The organism is Aliiglaciecola sp. CAU 1673 (assembly GCF_029223185.1).
GTDB lineage: Bacteria > Pseudomonadota > Gammaproteobacteria > Enterobacterales > Alteromonadaceae > Bowmanella.
In genome coordinates, this window is sequence record NZ_JARHUG010000022.1 from 1 (window position 1) to 20,711 (window position 20,711).

At 49.3% G+C, this 20,711-nt stretch carries 19 protein-coding genes; 13 read left to right on the forward strand and 6 right to left on the reverse strand.

The genetic code is table 11. The annotated features are described in order from the left end of the window. The 5 genes from P2G88_RS17390 to P2G88_RS17410 form a co-directional block, all read left to right on the forward strand. Positions 1 to 94 (forward strand): IS3 family transposase (locus P2G88_RS17390; protein WP_275793917.1); only part of this gene is annotated, 94 nt, incomplete at its 5' end. Positions 95 to 363: 269 nt separating this feature from the next. Further along, positions 364 to 993 carry an XrtA/PEP-CTERM system exopolysaccharide export protein gene (locus P2G88_RS17395; protein ID WP_275798319.1) on the forward strand — a complete coding sequence of 210 codons (630 nt, stop codon included), beginning with the start codon at positions 364 to 366 and terminating at the stop codon, positions 991 to 993. A gap of 22 nt (positions 994 to 1,015) precedes the next feature. After that, entirely contained in the window at positions 1,016 to 2,620 is a 1,605-nt protein-coding gene (locus tag P2G88_RS17400) for an XrtA system polysaccharide chain length determinant (protein WP_275798322.1), read from the forward strand. Further along, a complete protein-coding gene (locus tag P2G88_RS17405; RefSeq protein ID WP_275798324.1) occupies positions 2,617 to 3,528 on the forward strand; it encodes an XrtA-associated tyrosine autokinase in 912 nt (303 codons plus the stop codon). The genes P2G88_RS17400 and P2G88_RS17405 overlap by 4 nt, the downstream gene beginning before the upstream one ends. Then, positions 3,525 to 5,117 (forward strand): TIGR03016 family PEP-CTERM system-associated outer membrane protein, encoded by a 1,593-nt coding sequence (locus P2G88_RS17410; RefSeq protein WP_275798326.1) that lies wholly within the window; start codon positions 3,525 to 3,527, stop codon positions 5,115 to 5,117. Before P2G88_RS17405 ends, P2G88_RS17410 begins: the two co-directional genes overlap by 4 nt. Before the next feature lie 317 nt (positions 5,118 to 5,434). On the opposite strand, the gene P2G88_RS17415 is transcribed toward P2G88_RS17410, so the two are convergent. Next, complete coding sequence (locus P2G88_RS17415; RefSeq protein ID WP_275798328.1) at positions 5,435 to 6,466, reverse strand: XrtA/PEP-CTERM system-associated ATPase; 1,032 nt, start codon at positions 6,464 to 6,466, stop codon at positions 5,435 to 5,437. Between the two features lie 121 nt (positions 6,467 to 6,587). After that, positions 6,588 to 8,009 carry a bifunctional D-glycero-beta-D-manno-heptose-7-phosphate kinase/D-glycero-beta-D-manno-heptose 1-phosphate adenylyltransferase HldE gene (gene hldE, locus P2G88_RS17420; protein ID WP_275798330.1) on the reverse strand — a complete coding sequence of 474 codons (1,422 nt, stop codon included), beginning with the start codon at positions 8,007 to 8,009 and terminating at the stop codon, positions 6,588 to 6,590. Between the two features lie 129 nt (positions 8,010 to 8,138). Between hldE and lpxL the strand changes: the two genes are divergently transcribed. Continuing rightward, positions 8,139 to 9,059, forward strand: a complete 921-nt coding sequence (lpxL, locus tag P2G88_RS17425) for an LpxL/LpxP family Kdo(2)-lipid IV(A) lauroyl/palmitoleoyl acyltransferase (protein ID WP_275798332.1) — start codon at positions 8,139 to 8,141, stop codon at positions 9,057 to 9,059. Positions 9,060 to 9,077: 18 nt separating this feature from the next. Then, on the forward strand, positions 9,078 to 9,725 hold the full coding sequence (locus P2G88_RS17430) for a toxin co-regulated pilus biosynthesis Q family protein (RefSeq protein WP_275798334.1): 648 nt from the start codon (positions 9,078 to 9,080) through the stop codon (positions 9,723 to 9,725). Here P2G88_RS17430 and glnE read toward each other — a convergent pair. Continuing rightward, entirely contained in the window at positions 9,722 to 12,577 is a 2,856-nt protein-coding gene (gene glnE, locus P2G88_RS17435; RefSeq protein ID WP_275798336.1) for a bifunctional [glutamate--ammonia ligase]-adenylyl-L-tyrosine phosphorylase/[glutamate--ammonia-ligase] adenylyltransferase, read from the reverse strand. The two genes, P2G88_RS17430 and glnE, sit on opposite strands and share 4 nt — an antisense overlap. Before the next feature lie 195 nt (positions 12,578 to 12,772). Here glnE and P2G88_RS17440 point away from each other — a divergent pair, with 195 nt between their 5' ends. Together P2G88_RS17440 and P2G88_RS17445 are read left to right on the forward strand one after the other, a co-directional pair. Then, positions 12,773 to 13,675 carry a DUF350 domain-containing protein gene (locus P2G88_RS17440; protein WP_275798338.1) on the forward strand — a complete coding sequence of 301 codons (903 nt, stop codon included), beginning with the start codon at positions 12,773 to 12,775 and terminating at the stop codon, positions 13,673 to 13,675. Further along, on the forward strand, positions 13,672 to 14,472 hold the full coding sequence (locus P2G88_RS17445; RefSeq protein ID WP_275798340.1) for a potassium channel family protein: 801 nt from the start codon (positions 13,672 to 13,674) through the stop codon (positions 14,470 to 14,472). The genes P2G88_RS17440 and P2G88_RS17445 overlap by 4 nt, the downstream gene beginning before the upstream one ends. Here the strand turns inward: P2G88_RS17445 and P2G88_RS17450 are convergent. Beyond that, entirely contained in the window at positions 14,469 to 14,753 is a 285-nt protein-coding gene (locus P2G88_RS17450; RefSeq protein ID WP_275798342.1) for a GIY-YIG nuclease family protein, read from the reverse strand. The genes P2G88_RS17445 and P2G88_RS17450 overlap by 4 nt on opposite strands. An 80-nt stretch (positions 14,754 to 14,833) precedes the next feature. Between P2G88_RS17450 and P2G88_RS17455 the strand changes: the two genes are divergently transcribed. Then, a complete protein-coding gene (locus tag P2G88_RS17455) occupies positions 14,834 to 15,466 on the forward strand; it encodes a hemolysin III family protein (protein ID WP_275798344.1) in 633 nt (210 codons plus the stop codon). Positions 15,467 to 15,474: 8 nt separating this feature from the next. Here the strand turns inward: P2G88_RS17455 and P2G88_RS17460 are convergent, their stop codons facing one another. Beyond that, positions 15,475 to 15,732, reverse strand: a complete 258-nt coding sequence (locus tag P2G88_RS17460; protein WP_275798347.1) for a DUF3081 domain-containing protein — start codon at positions 15,730 to 15,732, stop codon at positions 15,475 to 15,477. Between the two features lie 62 nt (positions 15,733 to 15,794). On the opposite strand from P2G88_RS17460, the gene P2G88_RS17465 reads away from it, so the two are divergent. The 3 genes from P2G88_RS17465 to P2G88_RS17475 are packed head-to-tail and all read left to right on the forward strand — an operon-like array spanning position 15,795 to position 20,076. Continuing rightward, a complete protein-coding gene (locus P2G88_RS17465; protein WP_275798349.1) occupies positions 15,795 to 17,327 on the forward strand; it encodes a cryptochrome/photolyase family protein in 1,533 nt (510 codons plus the stop codon). Next, positions 17,324 to 18,805, forward strand: coding sequence for an FAD-binding domain-containing protein (locus P2G88_RS17470; RefSeq protein WP_275798351.1), 1,482 nt, complete (start codon positions 17,324 to 17,326; stop codon positions 18,803 to 18,805). Before P2G88_RS17465 ends, P2G88_RS17470 begins: the two co-directional genes overlap by 4 nt. Beyond that, a complete protein-coding gene (locus tag P2G88_RS17475) occupies positions 18,805 to 20,076 on the forward strand; it encodes a DASH family cryptochrome (protein WP_275798353.1) in 1,272 nt (423 codons plus the stop codon). Before P2G88_RS17470 ends, P2G88_RS17475 begins: the two co-directional genes overlap by 1 nt. On the opposite strand, the gene P2G88_RS17480 is transcribed toward P2G88_RS17475, so the two are convergent. Then, positions 20,073 to 20,690, reverse strand: a complete 618-nt coding sequence (locus P2G88_RS17480) for an outer membrane beta-barrel protein (protein ID WP_275798355.1) — start codon at positions 20,688 to 20,690, stop codon at positions 20,073 to 20,075. The genes P2G88_RS17475 and P2G88_RS17480 overlap by 4 nt on opposite strands. Between the last annotated feature and the right edge of the window lie 21 nt (positions 20,691 to 20,711).

Consider the following 20,711-nt stretch of genomic DNA (forward strand, 5'->3'; position numbering starts at 1 on the left):
CGAGTACATTGAAGTTGATTACAACCGGCAAAGAAGGCACAGTGCTCTGGGCTACCTGAGCCCGGAAAACTATGAGAAAAAACTAGCAGCTTAACCGGTGTCCACTTTTACTGGTGCAGATCAATAATTAACCCTTCTATTAAAACCAGGATATTAGAACGTTTGGATTGTCTTCGCGTGGCAGCGTGCACTGGTGACTTCCTTTGATAACAAAATCTTATTGGGCCAAATATCGAAAAAATGACGCATTAAGATAGACTAACTTTTTTTGTCATAGCATTATAGGGTTAATGCTATATCGAAGACCGATGTATTGGCTAGCGCTAAGTAAGATGTGCTGATGACGTAAGGAATGTTACAGACATGAAAAATATAACAATGGTCAGGCTCCCAGCAATAGTTCTGGCGATCTGTTTTACGGCGGCATGCAGTGCGCCAAGGCTTCCTCCAGCAACTACGCAACCCTCATTAACCACCAGCATAGATGACTATTTTTATCTGATTGGACCTGGTGATACGCTCAGTATTTTTGTGTGGCGGAATGAGGAAGTTTCAGGTTCATTCATTGTTCGACCAGACGGAAAAATTACCACATCTCTAGTCGAAGATGTTGAGGTAGCTGGCAAAACTCCCACTCAACTTGCCCGCGATCTTGAGCAGTCGCTGTCAAAGTATATTCGTGACCCTATTGTGACTGTCAGCGTTACGGGATTTTCGGGTCCCTTCAGTGAGCAAGTCAGAGTAATTGGGGAAGCAAGCAATCCTCAAGCGGTTAATTACAAACAAAATATGACTCTGCTTGATTTGATGATAGCAGTGGGTGGTTTGACTGAATTCGCGGCAGGCGATAGTGCCAAACTCATTAGAGTAGTAGACGGTAAACAGCGTGAATATGCTCTTAAACTGGACTCTCTGATAAAAGACGGCGATATCGAGGAGAATGTTGATATTTTACCTGGGGATATCCTGATCATTCCCGAAGCCTGGTTCTAGTTAAAGGTAGTAGTAGTAATTTATGATCGGATTTCAGCAAGTAATTGATCAGGTACTGACTTACCTAAAAGGTATCTGGATCAAGAAGCGCTATGTCATTATTTCGTCCTGGTTGGTCTGCCCAATTGGTTGGTTGTACGTTGTTTCTTTACCGGATACATATCAGTCTTCAGCACGTGTCTATGTCGATACTAACAGCCTTTTACGGCCGCTTCTTAGGGGACTAGCGGTATACAATAATCCAGAACAACAAGTCAGTCTGGTGGCAAGAACCTTGTTGAGCAGGCCCAACTTAGAAAAGATCGCCCGTGAAGCTGACTTGGATATCAAGGCAAAAACGGCTGCTGAGTTTGATGTTGTAATAAATGATCTTAAAGAAGGCATCAAATTGAGCAGTACCCGCGATGCGAATATCTACACTATAAGTTACACGGCTGGTACACCTGCCTTGGCTCAACGAATCGTTCAAATTACCCTAAACGAGTTTATCGAGTCCAATCTTGGCAGCACCCGAAAAAGCAGTGATTCGGCCGAAGAGTTTTTGGAAAGGCAGATAAGCGAATATGAAACGCGTTTGAAAGAATCCGAACAGCGCCTCGCCGATTTCAAACGCAATCAGCAGCAAATATTACCTGGTGGCGCTGGCGACTATTACAATCAGTTGAAACAAGAGAGAGAGTTGCTCGACCAGTCACGTTTGCGGCTGCTCGAGCTTGAGTCTCAATTGGCATCTGCTCAGGCCCAAATCGCCGGTGAAGAGCCGGTTTTCGGTTTGATGACACCGGAATTGTCAGAAGTACCAGGGATCAGCACGCAATACGACGCCCGAATCACGGCAATGCAAACCCGGCTGGATGAGTTGCTTATTCGCTACACAGACCAGCATCCGGATGTTATTAAGGTGAAGAGTTTGTTAGAGCGCCTCAAAGAAGAGCGCCAGGAACAGTTGCAAAGCATGAGCCAAGTTGCGCAAAGTACCGGATCCTATAATCAATTCGGCAACATCAATCAAAATCCTGTTTATCAACAGATGAAGATCAGAGCGAGCAATCTTGAAAGCGAGATAGCTTCCATCAAGGTCAGAGTGGCAAATTATCAAGATAAAGTCAGAGATCTCGAAGATAAGATAAACCTGATTCCAGAGATGGAAGCTGAGTTTACCGGGTTGAATCGAGACTACGGCATAACCAAAGCAAAATACGAAGAATTGCTGCAACGCAGGGAATCCGCTCAACTTTCCCGTAAAGCTGAAGCCACTACGGATGATGTCCAGTTTAGAGTGATTGATCCTCCGGTTTTACCCAGCAAACCATCTGGTCCGCTAAGAGCGGTGATGTATTCCGCTATTCTGATTATCGGATTTGGTTTGGGAGTTGCCGTTGCGTTCGTGGTCAGCCAAATAAATCCTGTAGTAGTAAACTATCGGCAGTTAGTAGAGCATTTTAACATGCCAGTGATCGGTGCAGTTTCACATCGAAATGTTACCCATCTTCAGAAAGTTGAAAGACGCCGAATGGCAATTTTCCTGACATCTTCCACGGTGTTATTACTGGCTTATCTGTTTCTGATGTGGATAGAGTTGGTGTATGGAGGCTTTCCAAGACATCTGTTGGGAGGATTGATATGAGCACCATCGAGAAAGCCCTACAGCGAAAAAAAGCTGAGGCTGCAGAGAAGGCTCGCCTAGAGGCTTCTGAGAAAAAATTAATAGAGACCGAGAACAAATCTTCCGATGTAGTTGAGGAGGCAAATCCGGTTGAAGTTTCATCGGTTCCCGAAAACACAAACAACAATGACCGTGATGACAAGCCCATATTCAATATTGAACTAGATGATGAGGAATTTGTTTCAGCGTCATCAAAGCGAACCAGGATAAACGAAGAGTTTAGAGCCATTAAACGCAAGGTGTTAAACAACGCTTTCGGTCCGTTATCCAATACATTGAATAATCCCAATATCATCATGGTGACGAGCGCTAACCCTGGTGAAGGTAAAACCTACAATGCAATTAACTTAGCGCTGAGCATTGCCTTGGAGCAAGACAAGACGGTACTTTTGGTAGATGCGGACGTACTGCGACCAAATGTTATGCGCACACTGCAACTTGAAACTCCCAATGGTTTGATGGAATACCTGCTCGGAGAGGTAAATGATGTCTCTGAGGTGATGTATCACACTAGTATTGATACATTGAAAATTGTCCCAGCCGGACGTAGTCATCACCTGTCTACTGAACTTTTAGCCAGTGAAAAAATGTTGGAAACTGTACAAGAGTTTGCCCAACGCTACGCTGACAGGGTTGTTATTTTCGACACCCCTCCCCTACTAGGAATAAATGAAACTGCTGTACTAGCAAATCTGGCGGGGCAAGCTTTGGTTGTGGTAGAAGAAAACCGCACCAAACTTGCTGATATTAATACTGCTATAGATTCACTGAATCCAGATATGGCCAAGGGCTTCATTCTCAACAAAGCCAGACGTAGTAAAGAGGGTGAAAAAGGATACGGCTACTACTACTCAGGGAACAACGCGTGAATTTGATCAGGCCAGGATTGCCTTTGTTCTTACTCAGCGCGGCACCTCTTACGAGCGTCTCTGTGACTGCAGGGGATATAGACTTTGTCCCCGTTGTTGACGTCACTGCAAGCTACTATCAAACCGATTTTGACACCGGCGAGGACAGGGAAAATAGAGCACTGGTCAGCAAACCTTCATTGCTTACCAGCTATAAATCTCTGGGACTTGATGCTGCGTTGTCCGTTAACCACACAAGCGTTATGCAAGCTAAGGACAGTGACGAACTGGATAAGAGTTACACCGACTTTCGTTTCGCCTCCAGAGCAGGTTTTTGGGAACAGCGTTTACAACTTAATCTTGTTAGCAATACCAGCCACATTGCTACCAATAGGGTGGATGCGATTGCCATCGATCCCATCCTGAGTAGTAGCGATTTGGTCAAGGCCAGATATCAGAATGCATCGTTGAGCTTCACTCCCAAGCGCGCCTCTTACATCGGTGTTGACTGGAATCTGAATTACGGCAATGTAAAGACTGAGCGCACTGAGGAAAATGCCAACAGAAACCTGGAGAACGAGAGTTACTCGGGACTTGGAAGGCTTTATTCCGGTAACGAGTTTCAGCGTGTGAATTGGGATATTACCTCGCAATACGCCGTTACAGAGCGTCGCCAGAATCAGGATCTGCATTCGCGCCAAACTAATGGTCGATTAGGCATTGGTCTTGTAGATAAACTTTATGTGATTTTTGTTGGCTCCGAAGATGCTAACCAAATTGAGCAGTCTGGCATTTCTAGTAATTCAATCAGTTCAGTCAGTTATGGTACAGGTTTGGAATGGCGCCGCTCTTCCAATCGCTACATTGGTGTCACGTATAACAGGCTTGACCGCGAGGATGAAAAACAAGAGTTCGTAGGGCTGGATGCCAACTGGGCATTCTCCAGTAACACTTCCATTCAAGCCAATTACAGCAAAAAGTTCTTTGGAGACAGTTACAACTTTTCGCTAAGTCATAATACAAGGGCCTGGAGGGCCAGAATTGGTTACACCGATGGTCTCACCAGTTTCACCAGACTACAACTTGCCAATCAAGACATCGGCGTGTTCGTTTGTCCGCTGGGTTCACCGACCATAGATCAATGTTTCCAGCCTGACAGTCCCAACTATCAGTTAGGTGTTGACGAGCAATTTTTTGGGTTTTCCAATGTTGATGTAGATATTTCTGAGGAGATAGTGCTGAATAAAGCTGGCTTTGCTTCTCTCGGTTATGAAAAAAATAAAGTATCACTATCCCTTACTTACCGGCAAAGTACCCAAGATTACATCGAAAGCGACCGAAACAGAGAAAGCGATAGCATTCAATTTTCTGGCACGTACAAAATTGGTCCCAGAACTAATTTCAATTATCAAACAAGTTATTCTGATATTCTGGACGTCAATACAGGGAGAAAATCTTCAGCCTGGAATACAAGCGTAAGTTTGTCGAGAGAGGTCAGCCAGAAAACTGACCTTACGCTCACATTGAGATCTTTGGACAACGAGAGTGAGATTGGTACAAGGGCTTACGAAGACACCCGGCTTTCCCTGAGCATTAAGTACAAAATATAACCGCTAAAGCTCCAAGCCCCAAAAGCACCATCAGCAGCTCTGTGCGATACTTACCATGGTAATAAGCCTGGCGGCGGTGACGGCCTCTGATTTTAAGCGAGCAACCGTCTGACTCAAGATCGAACCTGTTCATTGTCGCATTCCCCTTAATTACACACTTTCTAGTACGTTTGTTATTTTTGTTTTGGATCTATTTAGACCGTCTTGTGCGGCCTTTTTATGCACGATAACTGTGCATTTTCCATACAATAACCTTTGTAAGAAATTTTGCCAATAAGTTCCCCCTGGAATAAGGGGAAGAGATGCGAAACTGTGAATTAGTCGTCTGATTTCAAACGAACATAGGTTTTATATTTCTTTTTCAGCAGTTTATCTATGTAGCGGGTGAGCTTCACTTTCTGACTGATAGCATCATCCAGAGCATCGGTCAGTTCTTTGAGTAAAGACTTGTAGTAACGGATGTCCTTTATGTCGCCATCAGCAGCAGGTTTATCTGCTTCTCGGATAGGCCCGGTCTCAACGGGGGGCGGGCTATGCACAAACATCTCATCAGCTACTTCGTTGACCACCGCTTCAACTGCGCTTTCATCCAATTGCTGCAATTCTTCAAGGAATCCATACAGCAATATTCTGTCTACCAGCGTATTGATCTTACGCGGAACACCCTGGGTAAATTCGAAGATTTTCTGGTAAGCCGCATCAGTGAACAGGGAAGAGCCGTTCCAGCCGGCATGTTGCAGACGAAAATCGATATAGCTGCGCACATCCGAATCGGTCAGTGGTGCCAAATGACAGGACGCCACAATCCGCTGTCTGAACTGCTCCATATTGGGAGCACGCAGAATTGGCTGCAACTCTTCCTGACCTAACAGAAAGCTCTGTAACAATGGCTTGCCCTTGGCTTGGAAGTTGGACAGCATTCGCAACTCTTCAATGCTCTCCAATGGCAGGTTTTGCGCTTCGTCCACCAGCAATAAGGCGCGTTTGCCATGCTTGTGCAGGTCACCTAAAAACGCTTCCATATCCTTAAGGATTTCCGCCTTGCCGCGCCCTTCCACATTAATTTGAAATTTGGACGCCACCATCTTCACCAGTTCATCCGGGGACAGTTTCGGGGTCACGATTTGCGCGGCGACGATATCGCCCTGGATTTCTGACAACAAACTATTGGCGATAGTGGTTTTGCCGGTGCCAATTCCGCCGGTAATAACAATAAAGCCTTCAGCCTGAGATAATCCGTATTCCAAGTAGGACAGTGCCCGCTTGTGCCACTTACTGGCAAAGAAAAAAGTGGGATCAGGTGTAAGCTGAAAAGGTTTAGCTGTTAGTCCGTAAAAGCTTTCGTACATTGGGCACTCACTTGGCTATAAATACATCACCATCCCAATGGTGACCGTTGGCTAATGCTAAGGGCTGCTTATGGAACAAGCAACCCATTCGCCGGGGCAAACTGGGAAGCATTGATAACTATTAATCTGACTGACGCAACCGCTCGATAATTCGGGTGGTGGATATACCATCCTCAAAGTTCAGCACCATGACCTCACCGCCGTTGGCCCAAACCTGCTTGCTACCGGCAATCTCTTCGGGTTTGTAATCACCGCCTTTAACCAGAATATCCGGTAAGATCTCACTGATAACCCGCTCTGGCGTATCCTCACTAAAGGCAAAAACCCAATCAACAGAGGCTAGGGCCGCCAACACCGACATTCTTCGGTCGGTATTGTTAACCGGCCGCCCCGGCCCTTTTAAGCGCCTGACCGAAGCATCGTCATTGACCGCAACAATCAGGCGGTCACCTAATTTACGGGCATTTTCTAAATAAGACACATGGCCGGCATGCAGAATATCGAAGCAACCATTGGTCATGACAACCTTCTCGCCTCTGAGCTTTGCCGCTTCCACAGCAATCTTGATCTGCTGCTCGCTCATCACGCCACGACCAATATTCTGTTCTTGGGAGATAGCCAGCGTCAGCTCAGACAGGCTAACCGAGGACGTACCCAACTTACCCACCACAATACCGGCAGCGGCATTGGCCAGCATGCAGGCCTGCGGCCAATCTTCTCCGGAAGCCACTGCTCCAGCCAGGGTTGCAATGACCGTATCACCTGCACCAGTGACATCAAACACTTCCTTGGCTTTGGCCGGTAAGTGCAATTCTCCTTGCCCGGGTTGTAACAAGGTCATGCCTTGCTCCGAGCGGGTAACCAACAAGGCTTGCAAACCTAAATCTGCCATCATTTTCTCAGCCTTGGTCACCAGGCTTTGCTCATCCTCACAGTCACCGGCGATTTGCGTAAATTCAGCCATATTCGGCGTCAGCAGGCTGGCGCCACGGTATTTATGAAAATCACTGCCTTTGGGATCCACTACTACCGACTTACCTGCGGCTCTGGCAGTGTGAATAAGCGCCTGAACGTCACTTAGACAGCCTTTGTCATAGTCAGACAACAACAATAGGTCGTGCTGATCCATCAATGCAGTTACCTTGGCTTGCAGCGCCTGCTTATCGGCTTTGGCAAAACTCTGCTCGAAGTCCAGGCGAATCAACTGCTGATTTCGACTCAGCACGCGCAGCTTAGTGATAGTGTCCATCCCTGCCATGCGCACAAAATGACAGCCGATACCCACTGCTTCCAGTTTTTGATTGAGACTATCTGCCGCCGCGTCATTGCCAGTCATACCAACCAGGGTCACATTCACCCCCAAGGCTGCAAGGTTAAGGGCAACGTTTGCAGCACCGCCAGGCCTTTCCTCATCGTGCTGTATACGCACTACTGGTACCGGTGCTTCAGGAGAAATTCGTCCCGTGCTGCCAGACCAATATCTGTCCAGCATGATATCGCCCACCACCAACACTCTGGCACGAGAAAAATCCGGCAATTGCATCTGCTTGTCTCTTTAAAAATTTTCGAGGAGTTTACCATATCCCTGACAAGGTTGGTCCAGCCGTTAGCATTGATGGTCTTACTCGTTTTTTCCGGTAGAATGGCCGGCAAAAATTCAACAGGGCTGTTTGTGCACGTAAAGGCTCCCACCTTCCAACTTAGCTTTTTGCATCCCAGGTATTGGTTAACCTGGGTCACCGTTGTGCTGCTTTATCTGATCTCCTGGCTGCCATATCGCGTCCAATGGTGGATTGGCACTATGCTGGGACGATTTTTTTACCATGTTATTAAAAGCAGACGACGAATCGCCGAGCGCAATATCGAACTTTGTTTTCCGGACATGTCCGAGGCTGAAAGAAAGGCCTTGGTCAAAGCCAACCTGGAGTCTGCTGGTATCGCCTTGTTTGAAGCAGGGATGGGCTGGTGGTGGCCTGACTGGCGGGTGAAACGTATTGGCAAGATGGTGGGCTATGATCATATCCAGGCGATTATGGATAAAGGAAAAGGTGTTCTTGGCATTGCCTGTCACAACATGAATTTGGAGATGGCTGGTCGGGTTATTGGTGTGGTCCATCCCTCCGTTGGTTTTTACCGTCGTCATAACAATCCGTTGATGGAATACCTGCAATACCACGGCCGTTCAAAGTCAAACAAGTACATGATCCATAAAAAAGGTGTAGGAGATTTAATCAAAGCCCTCGATCAGGGAGAGCTTTGCTTCTATTTGCCTGACCAGGACTATGGTCCCAAACGTTGTGAATATGTGCCTTTCTTTGCCGTTAAGGATGCTGCCACGACGACCGGTACATTGCTTTTTGCGGAAAAGGCGAATTGTGAAACAGTATTCTTATTGCCACTTAGGACCAAAACAGGTTACGAAGTGCAGGTGCTGCCAGGCCTTGAAAATTTCCCCTCTGGTGACGATAAAGAAGATGTGACGCGGGTTAACCAAATGATAGAAAAAATGGTATTGGCAGCGCCATCGCAGTATCTTTGGATGCACAAGCGGTTTAAAACCAGGCCAGACTGGAACCCGACGTCCCTATATTAATGGTGTATTGAAGAGCAAATGAGTAAACGCCCCCCATCCAAGAATATGTTTTGGGCCAGGCATATCGGCTTGGCTCTGGCGATTATTGTGGCAGCCATCATCGTGATCAATCTTGAACAATTGCAAGATGCCTTGCCGATGCCCAAGAAAAGCACTGAGCCTAAAAAGAACCCAGCCAAGGGCTTAAGTGACTTCTACGCTCAGTACCGCTCCCCCACTAACGAAGTGGGGGGCGACAGCAATGATTTTGTGGTGGACCTCAATACTGACGATGCGTCCCTGAATGAGCGACTGCAGAGCATGGAAAGTCTGCAGAAGCCGGCTTCAGGACGATGGGTGGGTGAGCACAAGTACCGTACTTTCAAAGCCGGCAGCACCTTACGGGAAATGGTCGCCGAATATGCACAAAGAGAAGGTATGCAGCTTATTTGGGAACTGGACCAGGACTTTGTGGTGAAAAGCAACTTCCAGGTAGAAGATACAATCGTTGGCACGGTCAATCAGGTCGCCCGGGCTATCGACAGTAATTTTAACGGTACGGTAGAGGCCTTCTTCTGTCCCAAGCAGCGTACCTTGGTGGTCACCAATAATCCTACTGATTACCTGCGTAAAAACTGCCACGCCACGGATCCTAAGATTAGCGCTTTACAGGTACCCGAATTCTAGACTTCAACTAGCACCGCATTCCAGATAGCGATTACCTTCTCACGCAAGCTGTCGAATCTGTCGCTGCCATCCTCCGGCGGCTTGCCTTCCAGCACCAGGTGATGCCCGGCGTTACGGAAACTCAAATAAGCTTCTTTAAGCAAACTTGCCCATTGTGCGCTAATCACCCCTGCTTTCTCTAGGCTCTCTAAAATACGCACATTATCAGACCACTGACAAAGCGCAGGAAACTGCGCACCGAATGCAAGCACCCAAAATTGCACCAGAAACTCGATATCGGCGATACCACCCGGATCTTGTTTAAGATCGAACCCCTCTTTGGCTGAACTCAGGTGAGTCCGCATTTTCTCGCGCATGGTGCGAACGTCCTCCGCCAAGTTTTTTCGCTCTCTTGGCTGACACAATATGTCCTTGCGGATCTGCTCAAAGCGGGCTTGCATTTTATCATCGCCAAATACAAAGCGACTGCGGCACAGGGCCTGGTGTTCCCAGGTCCAGGCTTCTTCTTTCTGATAGCGTGCAAACGCCTCAATATGGCATACCAGCAGCCCAGAATTGCCTGACGGGCGCAGTCGAAGATCGGTTTCATACAAATCGCCGGAGCTTGTTTTAGTATTAAACAAATGCATAATGCGCTGCGCCAGCTTGAGGTAAAACTGCCTGGATTCAATGGGTTTACCGCCTTCGGTTTCTTCATCGGTGTCGCAGTTGTGTAAGAATACTAAATCCAGATCGGAGCCATAGCCCAGCTCCAAGCCGCCAAGTTTGCCATAGGCTATCACTGCAAAACCCAAAGAATCTTCACTTAATCCTTTCGGCAAACCATAGCGTTGGGTCATTTGTTGCCAGGCATCGAGCACCACCTGACTAATCAGCGCTTCGGCCAGGAACGTAAGGTGGTCGCTGACCCGCATCACCGGCAGCACCCCCGTAATATCCGCCGCTGCAATCTTAAGCTGTTGGCTTAACTTAAACTGCCGAAGCGCCTCCATCTGCGCTTCCAAGTCCTCTTCAGGAATGCGCAGCATGGCCTGTCGTAATTCATCGGCATAGTTATCCAGGGAAGTCAGCTGATAAAGCTGCTGAGGATTGAGCAGCTCATCCAGCAAAATAGGGAAAGACTCGATCTGCTTGCTGATCCAGAGGCTGGCGCTGCACAGCTTGACCAACTGCGATAACGCCCCCGGATTTTCCAGCAACAGCTCCAGATAGGTGGTGCGTCTGCTTACCGCCTTTAGCACCGATGTCAGTCGCTCCAGCACAAGATGAGGCTGAAATTTGTCTTCCAGCGCCGCCAAAAGCACCCAGGGCATCAACTTATCCAGGGTATCTTTTCCCCGCTTGCCCATGCTGCGATGATGCATATCGCTCGCGAACTCAGATAGAACCCGCCAAAACGGCCCGGTATGTTGCTCGTCCCAGCGCTTTCGCAGCAGGGTAACGGCTTCTTCGTCGGATAAAGGTAGCGCCCATAGGTCCTGCAGATCACTGACGTCCTGCTCACTTGCCTGTTCGGCTTCTTCGCCAATCAGTTCCTGAAACTGCTGATGAATCGCGGCCATATGACGTTCCAGCTCAATCCGAAACCCGGCAAAGCTGTCAAAGCCCATGACTGTCGCCAGCCTTGCTTGATTTAGCGGACTATCGGGCAACTGCTGGGTTTGTTCATCGGCGAATTGTTGCAGGCAATGCTCTACTTTACGCAGATACAGATAGCTCTCGCGCAGCACCTTTGCCTCTTCTGCGGGTAAAAACCCCCGCTCAACGATAGCCGACAATACTTGCAACAGACTGGTGTTTTGCAGGCTAGGCTCCCTGCCACCACGAATAAGCTGAAAAGTCTGAACAATAAATTCCACTTCACGAATGCCACCGGCCCCCAGCTTGATATTGTCGGTGAGTTGCCGGCGCCGGATCTCCTGGGCAATCAGGCGTTTCATATTGCGTAGCGCTTCAATGGCGCTGTAGTCAATGTAACGACGGTAAACAAAGGGTTTGAGTATGGCTTGCAGCCTGTCTGTGTAGTCGCTCTGTGGATTCACCACGCTGGCCTTTACCATGGCATAGCGTTCCCACTCCCGCCCTTGTTCCTGATAGTAGTCTTCCAGCGCATCGAAATGCACAACCAAAGGTCCACTCTCGCCAAAAGGACGTAAGCGCATATCTACCCTGAATACTTGGCCATCGGCGGTAATTTGGTTCAATGCGGCAATCAGTTTCTGCCCAAGTTTGGTGAAGAACTGCTGATTTTCGATGGTTTTCTTCCCACCTTGCGTATCCCCTGGGGTGGGGTAACAAAATATCAGATCGATGTCAGACGAAAAATTAAGCTCTCCACCGCCTAATTTGCCCATGCCAAGCACTAACAAAGGCTGTGGTTTTCCATCTTCCATGGGATAGCCGTAACGCTGTGCCAACTGCTCGTACCACCACTGGCAGGTGCGGCTGATGATAGCTCGCGCCATGGTGGATACCTGCACCAGAGAGTCCTCGATAGCAAGCTGATTACCTAAATCCAGCCATGCGAGTCGAAGCATATGGTAGCGACGAAACAGTCGAAGAGATTTTAACAAGCCTGTTTCATCTTCAACGGCTTTTAACACTTCCCCAAGCCCGGCATCATAATCAGGCATGCAGGTAGCCGGACCTTCGCTGAATAGACGCTCAATCATATCTGGCGATTGTAAACAGCTCTTAGCAATAAAATCACTCAGACCAAATTTGCTTTTGAGCGCATTCTGGCGTGCTTCGGGCCAATTGCTAATCACGTCCTCCCCTAACTTGTCTTGCAACTGATGCCAATAGTGATCGGCGCTTGCTTCAATGGCCGCGGATGCTTGTTCGATGGACATTCAATCTCTCAAAGTGGCGTCGGGGATTTCGATAATGCCAGTCTAGCATTGTCATTGTCCTTTACAGAGTCCTTAACGACTTGCGATTTTGTTCATAAGTGCTGAATAATGAAGGTATTAGATTCTGCGGACAGCCCCTGTACTGACTCATTGGCCGATCCGTAGCCACTCCCACTGGGCATATCTGGATAAAACATGGATTTCACGCTTCTCGGCCAGCAATTTTCGCTGCAATCGGGCCTCTATCTTGGTCTGGATATTATGCTGGGCTTTTTTCTGCTGGCATTAATGCGTTGGGTTTACAGCTTGTGGACATCGGAAGATAGCACCGACCAACTGGCAGGAAAGGATAACTTTGCTTTTGGCATCAGTGTCGCCGCCAGTCTTTTGTCTTTGAGCATTGTGCTTTGGAGCGCGGCTGAGCGCAGCTCCAGCGAAGATTACCTGCATCAAACGATACAGATGTTGGTCTGGGGCATTGTTGGGATCATGCTGATCAAAGTCGGTCGCTTTGCCCACGATCGTTTCGTGCTGGATCGCTTGGACAAACGCAAAGAGATCCTAAACCGCAACATCAGTATTGCCTTGGTCGATGCCGCCAGCTCCATCGCTACGGCAGTCATAATACGCAGTGTGCTGCTCTGGAGCGAAGGCTTTGATGTGCAAAGCGGTATCGCCCTTTGCACCGGCTTTCTGGTGGCACAAACCGTCATGTTGGTCACCACCCGTCTGATGGAGCGGCGCTTTGCCGCCGACAATCAGGATGACTCCATGCAGGATGTGCTGGTACGTGGTCAGGTGGCCCTGGCTATCCAGCACGGCGGCACACTATTAGGCACGGCTTTCGCCGTGACCGGCGCCAGTCAGCTGCTGACCTATCATCCCACAGCCTATGTCAGCAATTTACTCAGTTGGCTGTTTCTGGCCATGGTATTTACCTTATTGGTAGTGGTGATGGCCTGGGCCGCCAAAAAGCTGATCCTGCGTGGTATCGACCTGGTGCGTGAAGTGGACCAACAACATAATGTCGGCGTAGCCAGCATTGAAATGGCCCTGACAATAGGCATGGCGTTGTTATTGACCGGACTTGTCCTATGACCGAAAACGACGCGCAAATTCATCTGGACAGGGAGCCTTTACAGCGCCTGGGCCCTTTTGATATCGGCATGATGATCTTGTCGCTGGTGGCGGTAACGGTTGTGGTGATTTTCATCACTGTGCCCCTGAGTCATGAGGTACGTAGTTATCTGTTGTTTATGGACACCCTGATCTGCGGCATCTTTCTTACCCACTTTTTCTATCATGTGGCTACCGCAACCAATCGTCTCGCCTATATCAAAGAGCACTGGATAGATTTTGTCGCCAGTGTGCCTCTGATTGAACCGCTGCGCCTGGCCCGCTTCCTTCAGGTTCTTAGGGTTATCCGGCTGTTAAAAATGACCAGGCATCTGGTATTGCCGTCGCTGCGGGATCGGATTCAGACAACATTGGCCACCATGATGGTGGCGTTGGTCATTCTGATAGGTGTCGCCGGCCTTTCTATCTTTCTGATTGAGCATGATCTGCCCAATTCCAATATCCGTAATGCCGAAGATGCTATCTGGTGGAGCCTGGTGACTATCTCCACTGTGGGCTACGGTGATTACTACCCGGTTTCCACCGCAGGCCGGGTAGTTAGTATGTTACTGATTTTAAGTGGAGTGAGCCTGTTCGGGGTGATTTCGGGCTATATCGCTTCCTATTTCATTACCCCCGAGGAGAAGGACCAGTTAGCGGTGCAAAACCGGCGTATCAATCAACTACAGGGGCAGATGGAAAGCATGCAGCATTCTTTGTCCAAACTGCATGATAAGTTAGACAAACTTATGATAGAGAACGACAGGAGCAAAAGTTAGTCGCTTATTTGCAACTCCACTTGTAGATCTATGGTTCCCTGCACCAGCTTTTCCTTGTCACGACGACAGAGCCCTTTCACCCAAGCCTCGGCGCGACTGGCCGCCGCTCTGTCGCCGACGACAGTTTCAAACACCATTTTCAACGGACCTTTGCCGCGCAGTGCTTTGGCCCCTTTGTTGCCCTGTTGGTGTTCGAGAAAACGGCGTTTGGGATCGGTGCTGATGCCGGTGTACCAATGTCCGAGCCGGTTTTCGATTATATACAAATGCCAAATTGACATTTTGAGACCTCAAATTTCAGTGTACAGGTGTACGCTCAAAGCCTATACTTTGCGCCAGTGTAACAGCAACTAACGGCCATATGTCCAGTACCCACAGACCTTACAGTCCCCTAGAAGAATGGCTAAATGCCTTAAGCCACGGTATTGGCTTTATCGTTGCCATTGTCGGCCTGGTGTTTTTGTTGCTGCGTAGCGATGACAGCTTAAGCATTACCGCAAGTAGTATCTACGGCGGTTCGCTGCTTCTGATGTTTCTAACTTCTACCCTGTACCACGCCATCACCCATAAACAGATTAAGGGCATCTTCAAACTGCTCGATCACAGTGCCATTTATCTTCTGATTGCAGGTACTTACACCCCCTTTATGCTGGTCAGTGTGGGCGGTTGGGTTGGCACGCTGGCTACGGCACTGATCTGGACAATCGCGGCGGCAGGCTTGGTCTTTAAATGGTTGGCCAGGCACCGCTTTCCCAAACTCTCTGTGATTCTATATTTGATTATGGGCTGGCTGGCCGTGGCCTTTATTTATCCACTTTATCAAGCCCTGCCCGGCGCCGGCATGTGGCTTTTGGTTGCAGGCGGACTGTGCTTCAGCATTGGCGTGGCTTTTTATGTGGCTAAGCGCTATCAGTTTACTCATGCTATCTGGCATCTGTTTGTGGTTGGCGGCTGCGCTTGCCACTACTTCTCTATCTACTACTTCGTGCTTTAGTACCTAAATTAGTAAGTGTGATTGATATGCCGAAGGCGGGTTAAGAACTGCTCAAGCTGTTCGGCATTGTCATATTGGTAATGATACTGGTTGTGAAAGCCCCAACTGAGCTGGACCTGATGATCTTGCAGATACACTGTGTAGCCGTCAAAGTCGGTCCATGCGGTCACGCCCTCCAGTACATGTCCTTCCTCGGTCTTCTCGCCTAAAAGACGGATTTTTTCAAATACCGCCAGTACAAATTTACTGTCCAGTTCGTTCTTCATCAGTGATCCTCTTGTGGGCAAACGTGTAATAAAGAGTATCTTGTGCGCGCCGTTTTTTCGATATGTCCAAATTGCTGTTACTGCTGGGCGACCAGCTGGATCTCAATCACCCGCTATTTTCTTCACTGGATACCAGTAAAGACCATGTCTTAATGGCGGAACTGGCGGACGAAGCCCGCTATGTGCCGCATAACAAACATAAAATTGCTTTTATTTTTTCGGCCATGCGCCACGTCGCCAAGGCACTCAAAGACAAAGGCTTCACTGTTAGGTACTTCGACTATCAAAGCACCAAGGGCCGCTGGCAAAGCTTTGATGACATTCTCAGGCATCAACTGGCACAGCAGCCTTATCGGCAACTCCTTCTGATTGAGCCTGGCGAGCACCGTGTTAAAGCCATGTTTGAGCAATGGCAGAGTGACCTGAATCTGGAGATTAAGATCTCCCCGGCCAGTCACTTCTTCTTCTCTAATGAGCTGCTGAAAAACTGGTTTGCCGATAAACGCCAACCACGTATGGAGCATTTTTATCGCTTCGCTCGCCAGCGCACCAGGCTGTTGATGGAGGATAACAAGCCCGTTGGCGGCAAATTTAACTTCGATCATGACAATCGCGAACCTTGGCAAGCTAATACCAGTGTGCCTGAGCCCAGAACCTTTGCCCCTGATGACATTAGCGCTGAAGTATTGACCCTGGTGGAAAAAGAATTTGCCGACAACCCCGGCGACCTCAGTCAGTTTGCCTTGGCGGTTACCGCCGAACAGGCCAAACAAGCGCTCGAGGATTTTATTGAAAAGCGTCTGCCCGATTTTGGCCGCTTTCAGGATGCCTTAAGTGATGATAACGCCCTGCTCTTTCACAGCTTGATATCGGCCTATTTAAATGTGGGATTACTGAATCCCAGAGAGGTCTGTGAGGCAGCCATTGAAGCCTACTATCATGGCCATGCGCCGCTAAACGCGGTGGAGGGCTTTGTACGGCAAATACTGGGCTGGCGTGAGTATGTGCGCGGTTTCTACTGGTATCAGGGGCAAAATTATGCGGACTTGAATGCCCTTGCTGCCAGGCGTGCCCTGCCCGCGTGGTTTTGGAGCGCAAAACTGAATATGCGCTGCCTGGCTAAAGCCGTGGATGCATCACTCGAGCAAGCCTATGCCCATCATATTCAGCGTTTGATGGTGATTGGTAGTTTTGCGCTGCTGGCAGGGCTGGATGTTAAAGCCGTGTGTGAGTGGTATCTGGCGGTATATATCGATGCCTTTGAATGGGTGGAGTTGCCCAATACCTTGGGTATGGCACTGCATGCCGACAATGGTCGCTTGGCGAGCAAGCCCTATGCCGCCAGTGGTCGCTACATCAATAAGATGGGCGATCATTGCAAGCACTGCATCTACGATGTGAATAAAATGACCGGTGCCAAAGCCTGCCCCTATAACGCCCTGTATTGGCAATTTATTCACCGTCATCAGCAGCGCTTCGAATCCCACCCCAGAATGGCGCTGATGGTCAGCCAGTGGCGTAAAAAAAGCGATCAGCAACAACAAGCCATACTGCAATGGTCCGATAAGCTGCTGGATGATCTGGAGGCACTGTGATCAATCTTGTCTGGCTCAAACGCGACCTCAGGCTGCATGATCACCGGCCTTTGGTGGAAGCACTGAAAGGGGGGCACCCCTGCATATTGCTGTATGTGTTTGAGCCGCAGTACTGGCAATTGGAGGATACTTCCGCCCGGCAATGGCAATTTATTGTGGAGTCCTTACAGGCGCTCAACGCTGAGCTCAGTAAACAGAACAGGAAACTGTGGATTGCTCATGGGCGAATGTGGGATGTACTGGACTCACTGCACCAAAGCATAGGTATCCGCGCCCTCTACAGTCATCAGGAAACAGGCAATGCCTGGACCTATGACAGGGATAAAGGCGTAGGCCAATGGTGCAAAACCCATGATATACCCTGGCATGAATTTGCCCAATTCGGGGTGAAACGTGGGCCCATTGACCGCGATGATTGGGATGCCATCTGGCAAGACCAAATGAGCGAGAAAGTTTTACCTTGCCCCAGCTTGGATAAACTGATTCCGCCACCAGCAGAATATGCGGACATCCCCAAGCGCTATCCGGGAAACGACAATGCCTTTACCAAACAAGCGCAAAAAGGTGGCCGTCAGACTGGCTTGCGCGTGCTTCAGAGCTTTTTTGATAGTCGCCATCGTCAGTATTTGTCTTCTGTGTCCAGCGTGCATACGGGCCCCAAAAACAGCTCAAGGCTTAGCCCCTATCTGGCCTACGGCTGCCTGAGCATGAAGGAGGTGGTGCAGTCCTGTCGCCACCAGCTTGCTCACACGAGCGATACCCGCAGTCTAGCCGCTTTTAAATCGAGACTTCACTGGCATTGCCATTTTATTCAGAAAATGGAGAGCGAACCTGAATATGAGACAGGTCCGGTGCACCGGGATCTGGCGGCGTTACGCGAAGACTGCTGGGATTTGCAACGATTTGACGCCTGGCGTGATGGCATAACGGGGATCCCTTTTATCGATGCCTGTATGCGCATGTTAATACATAGCGGCTGGTTACCCTTTCGCATGCGCGCCATGCTCACCGCCTTCTCCAGCTATCACCTTTGGTTACCCTGGCAAAAACCTGCAGCACACCTTGCAAAGCTTTTTGTGGATTACGAGCCTGGGATCCACTATCCACAAATTCAAATGCAATCGGGCACCACAGGGATTAACCCTTTTCGCATTTACAATCCGGTCAAACAAGGGCTGCGCTTCGATGCCGATGGCCGTTTTATCCGCCGTTGGTTACCTGAGCTAGCCTCTGTGGAAGATGCCTATATCCATGAGCCCTGGCTGAGCACCCGGTTACGGCAAGATTGTTATCCGCTGCCCGTGGTAATGCCTGAACAAGCTGCCCGGGAAGCAAGGGACAGGATGCATCGCTTTTATCAGCGCCATGTCAGCCAGGCTGAGACCCAACGCATTGTTCAGCAGCACGCCAGTCGCCGCTACCGCAAAAAGACGCCCAGACCTGCCATGCCGGACAATCAGCAGATGAGGCTTTTCTGATGATTTCTGACACCGCCGTTTTGCTTTTCACCGATGATTTACGTTTGGATGACAACCCAACGCTATATGCCGCAGCCAAGCACCAGCGGCTGCTTTGCCTATTTGTGTTTGATGAAATCCTGATGCGGGACGAACAAGGATTTGGCGCTACCGGGCCCATTCGTGCGCATTTTCTCTGGCAAAGCGTGAAAGACCTGGCCAATAACCTGCAAGCAATCGGACAAAGGCTGCATATCCTGCAAGGAAGGATGCAAACGGTGCTGTCTGACATCCAACGGCAATTGGGTAGCTGCACCTTTTATCTGCAATCTCCGACAGGCTGCTATGAGCGAAGACGCCTGCAGCAGTTGCAATCCCAATTTGATATTCGCGAAATCGGCGGCAAAACACTGCTCAACGAAGCTGATTTACCCATGGCGGTGGCCGACATTCCCAAACCCTTCACGACATTCCGAAAGGCTGTGGAAAGCCAATGGCCTGATATTCATGCTCTGTCTAAACCAGCGCATTTGCCTCCAACACCCTCTGTCGACCTTCCGCCCCTGCTCGCCTGTCCCCTACCCATCTTTGCGGTGCTGGATAAACGGGCCGCCCTGCACTTTGAGGGCGGTGAAAGCAAAGCTTCACTGCGGTTGACGGACTATATCTGGAAAAGTAAGGCGCTTGAGCACTACAAACAAAGCCGCAACGGTCTTGTGGGAGCGGATTATTCCAGCAAATTTTCGCCCTGGCTGGCCAATGGCAGCCTGTCGCCAAGGCGCATTTATCAACAGGTAAAAGCCTATGAAGTCACCTTTGGCGCCAACGAATCCACTTACTGGCTGATCTTTGAGTTGCTGTGGCGTGATTACTTTCAGTTTTGCGCCCTTCGCGATGGTGGCAACTTTTTTACTTCAGCCACCCCTCATCAGCCAAACCTTGATAACCCGCATGAGGCCGAGGCCTTTGAACGATGGCGATTAGGACGGACCGGAGAGGACTTTGTGGACGCCAATATGCAGGAGCTTTTGCACACAGGTTTTATGAGTAACAGAGGCCGGCAGAATGTGGCCTCCTACTTGATCCACGATCTCGGTGTGGATTGGCGGCGCGGTGCCGCCTGGTTTGAGCACCAGTTAATCGACTACGATCCTGCCAGTAATTATGGCAACTGGGCTTATTTAGCTGGAGATGGCATGGATCCCCGGGGGGGCCGGCATTTCAACCTGCAAAAGCAAGCCGAACGTTATGATCCTGCCGGCCGCTATGTCCGCCATTGGCTGCATGATTAAAAATCGTATCTCAGCCCAAGCTGCAAGGTATTGGCCTGAAAATCCTCTTCGCCACGAATGTGCTGGATTTCTGTGCGCAGGTAAAAAGACGGGGCCAGACGAAAGTCAAAACCTAACCCCAACATACCCGCCATATGGGTGTCATCTACCGTGCAGCTTAGAAAGGAAGATGCATCTGCCTGCGGCGCAATCACTTGCTCAACGCCGCGATCGCAGCTGTCTGTGGAAGCCAGAAAGGTGCGGCTTTCAACTTTTGCACTCATCAGGCCAACCCGGTAAAAAAGGGTGCCCATGGAGGAAGAAGCTTTCCCCAGCATAGCGACAAAAAGCGCATCGGCTTTGAAGGTATCCGACTCTCCCAATGGGGCCGAGGCGTTTGGCGGTACTGCCCCGTCTTCATCCAGCAATTGTTGAAAACCTAATTCCACAACCCATTGCTTGTTTAACTCATAACCCATGGCGAAACTGTAACCCATGCCTTTTTCTGACGCCTGCCCCTGGTCAGCGTCGGCATAGCCCAGAGTAAGAAGCCCGTATGTAGTAGATTTGGCGATAGCGCCCCATGACAGGCACATTAAAAAACACGCGAAGATTTTGACAGGTAGACGATGCATAGTGTGCTCTCAATGATAACC

Excerpts from the sequence above, each read along its gene's own strand:
- P2G88_RS17395 (WP_275798319.1), top strand. The coding sequence starts at position 364 with ATGAAAAATATAACAATGGTCAGGCTCCCAGCAATAGTTCTGGCGATC.
- P2G88_RS17400 (WP_275798322.1), top strand. The coding sequence starts at position 1,016 with ATGATCGGATTTCAGCAAGTAATTGATCAGGTACTGACTTACCTAAAA.
- P2G88_RS17405 (WP_275798324.1), top strand. The coding sequence starts at position 2,617 with ATGAGCACCATCGAGAAAGCCCTACAGCGAAAAAAAGCTGAGGCTGCA.
- P2G88_RS17415 (WP_275798328.1), bottom strand. The coding sequence starts at position 6,466 with ATGTACGAAAGCTTTTACGGACTAACAGCTAAACCTTTTCAGCTTACA.
- hldE (WP_275798330.1), bottom strand. The coding sequence starts at position 8,009 with ATGCAATTGCCGGATTTTTCTCGTGCCAGAGTGTTGGTGGTGGGCGAT.
- P2G88_RS17430 (WP_275798334.1), top strand. The coding sequence starts at position 9,078 with ATGAGTAAACGCCCCCCATCCAAGAATATGTTTTGGGCCAGGCATATC.
- glnE (WP_275798336.1), bottom strand. The coding sequence starts at position 12,577 with ATGTCCATCGAACAAGCATCCGCGGCCATTGAAGCAAGCGCCGATCAC.
- P2G88_RS17440 (WP_275798338.1), top strand. The coding sequence starts at position 12,773 with ATGGATTTCACGCTTCTCGGCCAGCAATTTTCGCTGCAATCGGGCCTC.
- P2G88_RS17445 (WP_275798340.1), top strand. The coding sequence starts at position 13,672 with ATGACCGAAAACGACGCGCAAATTCATCTGGACAGGGAGCCTTTACAG.
- P2G88_RS17450 (WP_275798342.1), bottom strand. The coding sequence starts at position 14,753 with ATGTCAATTTGGCATTTGTATATAATCGAAAACCGGCTCGGACATTGG.
- P2G88_RS17455 (WP_275798344.1), top strand. The coding sequence starts at position 14,834 with ATGTCCAGTACCCACAGACCTTACAGTCCCCTAGAAGAATGGCTAAAT.
- P2G88_RS17460 (WP_275798347.1), bottom strand. The coding sequence starts at position 15,732 with ATGAAGAACGAACTGGACAGTAAATTTGTACTGGCGGTATTTGAAAAA.
- P2G88_RS17465 (WP_275798349.1), top strand. The coding sequence starts at position 15,795 with ATGTCCAAATTGCTGTTACTGCTGGGCGACCAGCTGGATCTCAATCAC.
- P2G88_RS17475 (WP_275798353.1), top strand. The coding sequence starts at position 18,805 with ATGATTTCTGACACCGCCGTTTTGCTTTTCACCGATGATTTACGTTTG.
- P2G88_RS17480 (WP_275798355.1), bottom strand. The coding sequence starts at position 20,690 with ATGCATCGTCTACCTGTCAAAATCTTCGCGTGTTTTTTAATGTGCCTG.